The sequence below is a fragment of the Methyloglobulus sp. genome, assembly GCF_046714055.1.
Lineage (GTDB): Bacteria > Pseudomonadota > Gammaproteobacteria > Methylococcales > Methylomonadaceae > Methyloglobulus.
On the sequence record NZ_JBKKBJ010000128.1, the window covers coordinates 1 to 10,353 of the forward strand.

12 protein-coding genes and 1 pseudogene are annotated in these 10,353 nt (G+C 49.1%); 9 read left to right on the top strand and 4 right to left on the bottom strand.

All coding sequences use genetic code 11. The features are described from left to right. The 3 genes and pseudogenes from ACLQ6D_RS07820 to gltA all read left to right on the top strand — a co-directional run. Positions 1-726 (top strand): annotated as a pseudogene (locus tag ACLQ6D_RS07820) (dihydroxy-acid dehydratase); the annotation flags it as partial. Between the two features lie 13 nt (positions 727-739). After that, positions 740-1,033, top strand: coding sequence for a hypothetical protein (locus ACLQ6D_RS07825; RefSeq protein WP_411726728.1), 294 nt, complete (start codon positions 740-742; stop codon positions 1,031-1,033). 33 nt (positions 1,034-1,066) lie between these two features. Further along, entirely contained in the window at positions 1,067-2,353 is a 1,287-nt protein-coding gene (gene gltA / locus ACLQ6D_RS07830; RefSeq protein ID WP_411726729.1) for a citrate synthase, read from the top strand. Positions 2,354-2,487: 134 nt separating this feature from the next. On the opposite strand, the gene aspS is transcribed toward gltA, so the two are convergent. Both aspS and ACLQ6D_RS07840 read right to left on the bottom strand, forming a co-directional pair. Next, positions 2,488-4,275: an aspartate--tRNA ligase gene (gene aspS / locus ACLQ6D_RS07835; protein WP_411726730.1), complete on the bottom strand. Its 1,788-nt coding sequence runs from the start codon at positions 4,273-4,275 to the stop codon at positions 2,488-2,490. A gap of 73 nt (positions 4,276-4,348) precedes the next feature. Then, positions 4,349-4,621: an FmdB family zinc ribbon protein gene (locus tag ACLQ6D_RS07840; protein WP_411726731.1), complete on the bottom strand. Its 273-nt coding sequence runs from the start codon at positions 4,619-4,621 to the stop codon at positions 4,349-4,351. A gap of 117 nt (positions 4,622-4,738) precedes the next feature. Here ACLQ6D_RS07840 and pyrC point away from each other — a divergent pair, with 117 nt between their 5' ends. Further along, positions 4,739-5,770: a dihydroorotase gene (gene pyrC, locus ACLQ6D_RS07845; RefSeq protein ID WP_411726732.1), complete on the top strand. Its 1,032-nt coding sequence runs from the start codon at positions 4,739-4,741 to the stop codon at positions 5,768-5,770. A gap of 283 nt (positions 5,771-6,053) precedes the next feature. Here the strand turns inward: pyrC and ACLQ6D_RS07850 are convergent, their stop codons facing one another. Together ACLQ6D_RS07850 and ACLQ6D_RS07855 are read right to left on the bottom strand one after the other, a co-directional pair. After that, complete coding sequence (locus ACLQ6D_RS07850; RefSeq protein ID WP_411726733.1) at positions 6,054-6,233, bottom strand: hypothetical protein; 180 nt, start codon at positions 6,231-6,233, stop codon at positions 6,054-6,056. Further along, on the bottom strand, positions 6,234-6,722 hold the full coding sequence (locus ACLQ6D_RS07855; RefSeq protein WP_411726734.1) for a VacJ family lipoprotein: 489 nt from the start codon (positions 6,720-6,722) through the stop codon (positions 6,234-6,236). A 73-nt stretch (positions 6,723-6,795) separates the two neighbouring features. Between ACLQ6D_RS07855 and ACLQ6D_RS07860 the strand changes: the two genes are divergently transcribed. The 5 genes from ACLQ6D_RS07860 to ACLQ6D_RS07880 all read left to right on the top strand — a co-directional run. Further along, entirely contained in the window at positions 6,796-7,008 is a 213-nt protein-coding gene (locus ACLQ6D_RS07860; protein WP_411726735.1) for a transposase, read from the top strand. A gap of 198 nt (positions 7,009-7,206) precedes the next feature. Continuing rightward, on the top strand, positions 7,207-8,568 hold the full coding sequence (locus tag ACLQ6D_RS07865; protein ID WP_411726736.1) for an adenosylmethionine--8-amino-7-oxononanoate transaminase: 1,362 nt from the start codon (positions 7,207-7,209) through the stop codon (positions 8,566-8,568). Position 8,569: 1 nt separating this feature from the next. Continuing rightward, positions 8,570-9,298 carry a 16S rRNA (uracil(1498)-N(3))-methyltransferase gene (locus ACLQ6D_RS07870; protein WP_411726737.1) on the top strand — a complete coding sequence of 243 codons (729 nt, stop codon included), beginning with the start codon at positions 8,570-8,572 and terminating at the stop codon, positions 9,296-9,298. Positions 9,299-9,324: 26 nt separating this feature from the next. Next, positions 9,325-10,176 (top strand): type II CAAX prenyl endopeptidase Rce1 family protein, encoded by an 852-nt coding sequence (locus ACLQ6D_RS07875; RefSeq protein ID WP_411726738.1) that lies wholly within the window; start codon positions 9,325-9,327, stop codon positions 10,174-10,176. A 75-nt stretch (positions 10,177-10,251) separates the two neighbouring features. After that, positions 10,252-10,353 (top strand): AbrB/MazE/SpoVT family DNA-binding domain-containing protein (locus tag ACLQ6D_RS07880; protein WP_411726739.1); only part of this gene is annotated, 102 nt, incomplete at its 3' end.

Consider the following 10,353-nt stretch of genomic DNA (forward strand, 5'->3'; position numbering starts at 1 on the left):
GCCTATAATGACATGCTGTCGGCTCACCAACCCTATAAAGACGCGCCTGATTTAATCAAGGCCGCGATCAGGGAAGCAGGCGGTGTTGCCCAGGTCGCCGGCGGCGTACCCGCCATGTGCGACGGCATCACCCAAGGCCAACCGGGCATGGAACTTTCGCTGTTCAGCCGCGATTTAATCGCCATGACCACTGCCATAGGCATGAGCCATAACATGTTCGATGGCGCCTTATATCTGGGTATATGTGACAAGATCGTACCGGGATTGCTGATCGGCGCATTGAGTTTCGGCCATTTACCCGCCGTGTTTGTGCCCGCAGGCCCTATGCCCAGCGGCATTACCAACAAAGAAAAAGCCCGCGCACGTCAAGCGTATGCCATCGGTAAAATTGGCCGGGAAGAACTGCTGGCAGCGGAATCTGCCTCTTACCATAGCCCCGGCACTTGCATCTTTTACGGCACGGCCAACAGCAACCAGATGATGATGGAAATAATAGACCTGCACTTACCCGGCAGCTCATTCATCAATCCCTACACGCCGTTACGCGATGAACTGACTAAAGCGGCAGCAAAACAGGTGTTGAAATTTACCGCATTGGGCAATGATTACCGCCCTATCGCCCATAAGGTTTCCGAGAAAGCCATCAACGCCGTCATTGGCCTATTGGCGACGGGCGGCTCCACCAATCACACCATGCACTTGGTCGCGATTGCCCGCGCTATCGGAACTTATGCTGGGCATGGATTATGGACTTGATCATTTCAAGTTTTTCCCGGCAGAAGCCGCAGGTGGCATCCCTATGTTGAAAGCTATCGCAGGGCCTTTCCCGCAAGCCACTTTTTGCCCCACCGGCGGCATTACTCCCGATAATTATAATGCTTATCTACTGTTGCCGAATGTGGCTTGGGTCGGCTGTTACTGGCTAGCGCCGCAAACTGTCATTAACGAAAAAACTGGGCAAAAGTCACGGAACTGGCAAAACAAGCCGTGGCGAATTTCATTCGGGTTTAATATTTTTCAGGCATTGTGTTAATCTAAAAACTTATCCCAGACTGAGAGCGTATCCATGACCGATCCCCGCAGCCTTACATTGAATGACAACAACAAGCCCTTATGTGAGTTACCTGTGCTATCGGGAGCGACCGGCCCCAATGTGCTGGATGTACAAAGCTTGTACAAACAAACAGGCCTATTTACCTACGATCCTGGATTTACTTCCACCGCCAGTTGCCGCTCTTCAATCACCTATATCGACGGCGAGGCCGGCGTACTGCTATATCGCGGCTATCCCATCGAACAGCTTGCGGAACAATGCACTTTCCTGGAAGTCTGCTACCTGTTGTTACATGGTGAACTGCCCAGCGATACCGAGCTGGATGAGTTTGAACATAACGTCACCATGCACACCATGGTGCACGACCAACTCAGCAATTTTTTCAAGGGCTTCCGCCGCGATGCACACCCGATGGCGATTATGGTGGGCGTGGTCGGCGCACTGTCTGCTTTCTATCACGATGCCATGGATATTCGTTCCGAAGAGGATCGTAGAATCAGTGCCATTCGTCTCATTGCCAAAGTGCCTACCATCGTTGCCATGTGCCACAAATACAGCACGGGCTCCCCCTTCATGTATCCAAAAAACAAGTTACGTTATGTCGAAAACTTTATGCGCATGATGCATGCTACGCCCTGTGATGAGTACGAACCCAATCCGGTCTTGGTCAGGGCGCTGGACAGGATATTGATACTTCATGCCGATCACGAGCAAAACGCATCGACCTCCACAGTGCGCTTGGCGGGTTCCAGCGGTGCCAACCCGTTTGCCTGTATTACCGCCGGAATTGCCTGTTTATGGGGAGCCGCGCATGGCGGCGCCAATGAAGCGGTGCTGAATATGTTGACTGAAATTGATAACGTGTCACGTATAGGCCATTTTATCGACAAGGCAAAAGACAAAAATGACCCCTTCCGGTTGATGGGATTCGGTCATCGCGTCTATAAAAACCATGATCCCCGCGCCAAATTAATGCGCGAGACTTGCCATGAAGTGCTTTCCGAACTGGAGCTGCACGATGACAAAATGTTCAAGCTGGCAATGGAATTGGAGCGGATTGCGTTGGAAGATGAATATTTCATCGCCAAAAAACTCTACCCCAACGTCGATTTTTATTCCGGTATCGTCCTGCACGCATTAGGCATTCCCAGCAAAATGTTCACCGCCATCTTTGCGATGGGCCGGACAATCGGATGGGTTGCACACTGGGATGAAATGATTGCCGATCCCGACCAAAAAATCGGACGGCCCAGGCAGCTTTATACCGGGCAAACGCGCAGGGATGTGCCGTTGCGGTAAAACCGCCTAAAAATACAGAAACACCCTTTTCTCTTAAGGATGAAGGCCTTAACAAGCTTCGATGCAGTGTAACTAAATCGAGGACAACCGAAGCCAAAAACCCTCGATTCCAATAACTCCGTCGAGGCTACTTGTTATGACTTTTCCTTACCCGCTGGCTTAATCAACCGAATTCCCAGTTCCTTTAACAGTTCGTCTGTCACCACCGCAGGTGCGCTGACCAAAGGACATGCCGCTGATTGTGTTTTGGGGAAAGCAATCACATCGCGGATGGAGGTTGATCCGGTCATTAACATAACCAGTCGGTCAAGACCAAAAGCCAGGCCACCGTGTGGGGGTGCGCCGTATTTCAAGGCATCCAGCAAGAAACCGAATTTTTCCCTGGCTTCTTCCTCGCCTATACCTAAAATCTCAAACACGGTCGATTGCATGGCGGGGCGGTTGATACGGATGGAACCGCCGCCGACTTCCGTACCGTTTAACACGAGGTCATAAGCGCGTGACAAGGCTGTGCCAGGATTTGCGACGAGTTCTTCCACTGAGCAACTGGGTGCGGTGAATGGGTGGTGTATGGCATTGTAGCGGCCACTTTTCTCGTCCCAGTCAAACATGGGGAAATCAACCACCCAAACGGGTTTCCACTCACCTTGCAACAGGTTAAGGTCGTGGCCTAACTTGACCCGTAATGCGCCCATAGCCTCATTAACGACAGTCGCCTTATCCGCGCCAAAGAAGATCAAGTCGCCGTCTTGTGCGCCTGTTTTTGCCAAGACACTCGCCCAGACTTCCACAGGGGCAAATTTAACGATGGGCGATTGCAAGCCGTCAATACCAGCGGCGCGATCATTGACTTTGATGTAAGCCAAACCTTTCGCACCGTAGATACTGACAAACTTTGTCAAATCCTCAATATCCTTACGGCTAAGCAAATCGCCGCCTTTTGGCACGCGCATGGCTGCGACACGGCCTTTAGGGTCATTGGCTGGGGCGGAGAACACCTTAAAGTCAACATTTTTCATATCATCGGCAATATCGACCAGTTCCAGCGGATTCCGCAAATCCGGACGGTCAATACCATAACGCAACACCGCTTCCTGATGGCTCATACGCGGGAACCTGGCTTCGAGTTGCACGTCGATCACTTTTGCAAACAAATGGCGAATCATCTCTTCCATCACGTTCATGATTTCATCTTCATTCATGAACGAGGTTTCGATATCAAGCTGGGTGAATTCCGGTTGCCTGTCAGCACGTAAATCTTCGTCACGGAAACAACGCACGACTTGATAATAGCGATCCATCCCCGCTATCATCAGCATTTGCTTGTAAAGCTGCGGCGATTGCGGCAGGGCAAAAAATGCGTTTTCATGGGTACGGCTAGGGACGATGTAATCCCGGGCACCTTCGGGCGTGGCTTTGGTCAGATAAGGTGTTTCAATTTCAAAAAACTCGTGATCGTCGAGAAAATTCCGTAACACCCGCGTCACATCGCGGCGCACTTTCATTTTTTCCTGCATGACAACGCGGCGTAAATCAATGTAACGGTAGCGCAAACGTAATTCTTCGTTGACCTCTATCTCGCTTTCCACAGGGAATGGCGGGGTTTCCGACTCGTTCAGCACTTCAATGTGCTTAGCCAGTATTTCGATTTCTCCCGAGACCATATTAGGGTTAACCGTACCTTGAGGCCGGTCGCGGACTACACCCGTAATTGCCAGTACGTATTCACTACGGACATGTTCTGCTGTAGCGAAGGCTTCTGCCACATCAGGATCGACGACAACTTGCACCAGACCCGCACGATCCCGAAGATCAATAAAAATTACTCCACCGTGATCCCTCCGTCTGTGCACCCACCCGCAGATGGTAACGGTTGCTCCTAGCTGTTGTTTATTAAGTTCTCCGCACATGTGGGTACGCATATTAGTCTCTGGATTATTGTATTATTGTGGAATGGGCAAAAGGGTGTGCACATACCTGTCTTCATGAGGATTTTCAGTCACTGGTGCTGGAAGTGGCAGAACTAGTTGAACTGCTGCTAGAACTGGCAGGACTTGCCTTTTCGCCAGCAACATTCTTTTTGCTGCCGCTTTTGAAATCGGTTTCATACCATCCGACACCCTTCAACCTGAACCCGCTTGCGGAAATTTTTTTCGCCAAGTCCGGTTTTTTGCAAATCGGGCATTCCGTTAGGGGAGCTTCACTGATTTTTTGTAAGGCTTCGTATGCGTGACCGCAGGACTGACATCGATATTCGTAAATTGGCATAATTGCTCCAACAAGCTCACTCAAAACTATCAAAGCTACCGTAATGGGGGGCTTTAGTAGTTTTTTCAAGGCACTTGGCTATAAAATGAAGCTATTTTACAGACATCCCCCTAAATAATGAAAACATTAACCATCACCCGCCCCGACGACTGGCATGTACACGTCCGAACTGGCGCGATTTTGAAAACCGTGTTGCCGCATACAGCCAAGCAATTCGCACGAGCCATTATCATGCCCAATTTGAAACCGCCAGTTACGACAGTTGATCAGGCCTTATTGTACCGGGATGAGATTCTGGAAGCGGTGCCAACGGGTTTGGACTTTACGCCACTAATGACGCTTTACCTTACCGCTGCAACCACGGAAGCAGAGATAAAAAAAGCGGCAAAATCTGAACACATCCATGCGTTTAAACTCTATCCGGCGGGTGCAACTACCCATTCTGATTCTGGCGTTGCCGATATTAAAGCAGCCTATCCACTGTTTGCGGCGATGGAAAAACATCAAATACCCTTGCTGATTCATGGTGAAGTCACCGATGAACAATGCGATATTTTTGATCGTGAACGGGTATTTATAGACAGGTACTTGGTAGATATCGCCAAAAGTTTTCCTGCCTTGCGTGTAGTCCTGGAGCATGTCACGACATCCGAAGCGGTGCAATTTGTCAAAGATGCCAGCAGCTACGTAGCGGCAACCATAACCCCGCAGCATTTGTTGTACAACCGCAATGCCCTGTTCGGCGGCGGCATCCGTCCACATTATTATTGTTTACCCGTATTAAAGCGCGAACAACACCGTTTAGCCTTGGTCAAAGCCGCAACTAGCGGTAATCCCAAATTCTTTTTAGGCACAGACAGCGCACCGCACACAACTTCCATGAAAGAATCGTCCTGCGGATGCGCTGGTTGTTTCAGTGCCCCAATCGCATTGGAACTCTATGCGGAAGCGTTTGAATCGGTGAATGCGTTAAATAAACTAGAAGGCTTCGCCAGCTTTCACGGCGCTGATTTCTACCGCTTGCCCAGAAACTCCGGCACCATCACCCTGAAAAAAATCAGTTGGGACGTGCCTTCAAGTTATGGTGACAATGGGGCTTCGATTACGCCGATTAAGGCGAATGAAGTTGTGAGTTGGCAGATACAATAAACAAATATTTGGGTAATGAATGAGGCTATCAAAGAATCCAGGTTGCCGTCGAAACCGGTAGGGCGGATTAGACGCGCAAACCTTGCGAACTCCAAGCAAGTAAATTTTCCGCGCGTCGTAATCCGCCATTTCGATTTACACCGCCTTAGTCGGATTACCTATAGCCAGACGGGGCATGTTACCCCATCTGTAGGGTTTTACCTTGGATCAATTCGGGTTGTGCGACACGTCCGTACCACGTTGGACAGGGTTTCAAGCCCCGTCCCGCTTCGATAACTTGATCTTAACGCGGATGCGGATCAAGCGGCGCTAAACTGCCATCTTCGGGGTTTTCCAGTGGGCCGCCCTCACCTTCTGGCAGGTTGCCGTCGTTAACAAGGAAGTTTTGCCTTTGGAAGTAGGCATTCTTGATGAATTCATAACGGTCTACTAGCGAGGTTATCGGCGCGCTTGTCAATTGCATTCAGCACGTACATGCCACTGCTGATTCCTGCTTCAACTGACCTGGGAAAGCGCCGAAACCGACGTACGTGGCTGGATTCGTAGCGGCATCACCGATCAAGCCGGTCACGCCCCCGGGCGAGCTTGGCTCCAGTAGGGGCAATACCAGATAAGGGCCAGTAGGAATTCCCCAAACGCCTAATGTTTGGTCGAAATCTTCATGATGCTTGGGCAGGTCTATAATCGATGCGACATCAAACAGACCACCTAAACCAGTTGTGGAATTAAGCAAAAAACGCGAACCGTCCAGGCCAGTTTGCGCCAGCTTGAACTGCAACAAGTCGTTGATGGTGACTGCAATATCGTTAATATTGCTGAAAAAATTTGACACGCCTTGATCGGCAAACTCTGGCATGATCCAGTGATAGCCCTTGGCTACTGGCTTCATGGAATACTGGTCAAACTTATCATTAAACGATTGCACTCCATCAAACACTGCATACGGACGCATTTGCCGCCCTCAAGGCGTTCACCGAAAGCCATCATCGCGTCGCCAAAGCAACACCCCCTGAATTGGCCGACGGATGGTTGCCTTGGGCCATGCGGGCATCGGCAACTTTAAGGGCCACCTGCCCGGCACCTACCACGGCGTGTCAGGCCACCATGTGCAAGAATACCTGGGCGAGTTTTGCTATCGGCTGAACCAGTGCTTTTGGGAAAACCAAATCCCCAACCGCTTGATGAAGCTGTGCGTCATGCACCAACCGGGTTTTATGCAACCTGTGGGTTGTTCATAGCCATGATAAGATATTTGCAATTCCATTTCGTATGGCTCAAACTTTGACATTCTCTCATTTTCGATTCTCCGTATCAGTGATCAAGCACCTGAGAATCGGCCTGACTGCCTAATAGGCCAAACCTCTGAGAACTTCCCCAGCCTAGCCGGGGGGTTACCTTATTTAATGAATGTACGCCTGCATTTTAGTTTGTTGCACATGACCAACCATTCCCTTTCCAATCGCGACTTTTCCGTTTTGTGGCATCCCTGCACGCAAATGAAAGACCACGAAACTTTTCCGATCATTCCGATTAAAAAAGGACAAGGTGTTTGGCTGGAGGATTTTGACGGCAACCGCTATCTGGATGCGATCAGTTCCTGGTGGGTCAATCTGTTCGGACATGCCAATCCCACAATCAATACGGCATTGAAAGACCAGCTTGATACGCTGGAACATGTCATTTTTGCTGGCTTCACGCACGAACCTGCGATCAAACTGGCGGAAAAACTGGTTGAAGTCACACCTGAAGGTCTGAATCGTTGCTTTTATGCTGACAATGGTTCTGCGGCGGTAGAAGTCGCGCTCAAAATGAGTTTCCATTACTGGCGTAACCTAGGCCATACATCAGGTCAAACGCAAAAAACCAAATTCATCACGCTGGAAAATAGCTATCATGGCGAAACTTTGGGTGCGTTAGCCGTCGGCAATGTGCCGTTGTACAAAGAAACCTACGCACCGTTGTTGATGGACGTGATTACCGTACCTGGGCCTGATTGCTATTACCGCGAACCAGGCGAGTCCTGGGCGGAGTATTCATTACGCCGTTTTGCTCTATTAGAGAATACGTTACGGGATAACGCTGAATCGGTTTGCGCTGTGATTATCGAGCCTTTAGTGCAATGTGCCGGCAATATGCGGATGTATGACCCCGTGTACTTGAAATTACTGCGCGAGGCTTGCGATAAACACAGGGTACATTTAATTGCTGATGAGATTGCCGTCGGTTTTGGGCGTACGGGAACACTATTTGCCTGCGAACAGGCTAACATTAGTCCAGATTTTATGTGTTTGTCGAAAGGATTGACGGGGGGCTATTTGCCGTTGTCGGCGGTGTTGACGACCGATGAAATTTATCAGGCGTTTTATGATGATTACCAGAAGCAGACTGCATTTTTACATTCGCACAGTTACACGGGTAATGCGTTGGCGTGTAGGGCTGGACTTGCAACCCTGGAAATTTTTCAGCAGCAAAACGTCATTGCGAAAAACCAATCGTTAGCAAAAATGATGGCAACGGCGGCAACGCGATTCCATGAACATCCGCACGTTGCCGAGGTTCGGCAAATCGGCATGATATTGGCGATTGAATTGGCAAAAAATAAACACACCCGCGAACCTTATCCCTGGCAAGAACGGCGCGGCTTACGGGTTTATCAATACGCATTGTCCAAAGGGGTGCTATTGCGTCCGCTGGGCAATGTCATTTATTTCATGCCGCCTTATATCATTAACGAGGACGAGTTGCGGTTAATGGCTGAAATCGCCTGGCAAGGCATACAGCTAGCGGTAAAGGATTGATATGCGGATTCCCAGGCTCTATGTGCCTTTGGCATTGGCGCTGAACGGACAGGTCGAGCTGGATGATGACAGCGGTCATTATGTGAGGACGGTGTTGCGGTTAAAAAAAGACGATGCCATCATCCTGTTTAATGGCAACGGCGGAGAGTACGCCTGTGTGTTGAGCCAAGCCAGCCGAAAAACGGTGTTGATTACGATCAAGTCCTGGTGTGAACGTAGCGTGGAATCGCCCTTGCAGGTAACTTTAGGTTTAGGGGTTTCGCGTGGTGATCGTATGGATCTGTCGGTACAAAAAGCCGTGGAATTGGGCGCAAACCAGATTACACCGCTAATGACGGAACGATGTGTTGTGCAGTTCAAGGAAAAAAAACTGCAACGCTTGCAACATTGGCAAAAAATCATCCAACATGCGGCGGAACAAAGTGGCAGGACAGTTTTACCAGAATTGACAGATATGGCGGCTTTACAAAACTGGGCAGGCAGTCAACATGGTTTGAAAGTGTTTCTTGATCCTTATGCAGAGCGTTCGTTGGCGCAACTACAACCTGACGACATGAAAGTGACCTTATTGGCCGGGCCTGAAGGCGGCTTTAGCGACCAGGAACGGAGCGTTGTCAAGGCCGCAGGATTTATCCCAGTACGATTGGGATGCCGTATATTAAGGACGGAAACCGCAGCTATTGCCGCATTGTCTGCCGTGCAGACGTTATGGGGGGATTTTCGCGCATGAAGCGTTGTCTGTACGCTTTAATACCATTGTTAGTACTACTATCCGCTACTTTTCTTGCCTGCTTCCTAGCTTATTTTGTGGTGTTAGTATGGGATGACGGCCTGTCGTTTCGTACCATCATCAGAAAATCCACCCAATTATTTTTAGTGCTGAGCATTTTCCCGGCAATGCACTATCTAAGGTTAAACAAATTTGACCTAGGTTTTTCAGCCAGGTCTGTATTTATAAAGCAGCTATTACAGGGAGTTGGTTTGGGTTTTATTACCTTACTGCCTGTTTTCATTGTGCTTTACCTGCTCGGCGTTAATATTATTGATGAATCCCAGCCTTGGACACTGCCCTGGGTAAGCAAAAAACTGGTCATTGAATTATTGCTCGCACTGCTCATTTCATTGTTTGAAGAACCTGTTTTCAGGGGAATACTGCTCACCGGGTTAAACAAGAAAATGTCTGTCAGGGCAGCGATTTTAATCAGCGCATTTTATTATGCCATCCTGCATTTTTTGGACAGCAAAACCCAAATACCAACACAAGAACTTAACGTATTCAGTGGGTTTAAATTGCTGGGAGAGGCCTTTGCCCATTTGCTAAACCCTGAAATCCTGTCGGCATTTTTTGCTTTGTTTGCGGTCGGTGTGTTCTTAGGTGTACTCAAGACCCAGGTGAACGCCAGCTTAGGTCTATGTATAGGCTGTCATGCCTGTTGGGTGTGGCAGATTAAATTGAGCAAAAGCTTATTCAATACCAACCTCAGTTCGGATTATCTCTATCTGGTCAGCAGTTACGATGGCGTTATTGGGCCGTTGGTAACAACGTGGTTGGTTTTGGCGATTGCCGGTTACTTTTTGTATAAGTGGCTAAATTATCGGAATTTTTAGTGCCTTGTTGATTCGGCTTATGTTAAACTAATAGGAGATCGTTAAACTATCAAGTTGGAGTTAAACATGCTTACCATGAATGTTTTAAGCAAAGGCCAAATTGTTATTCCGGCAGAAATACGCCACCGTTACGGGATTAAGCCCGGCACTCCAGTTGAGATACGCGAAGTGGGAGAC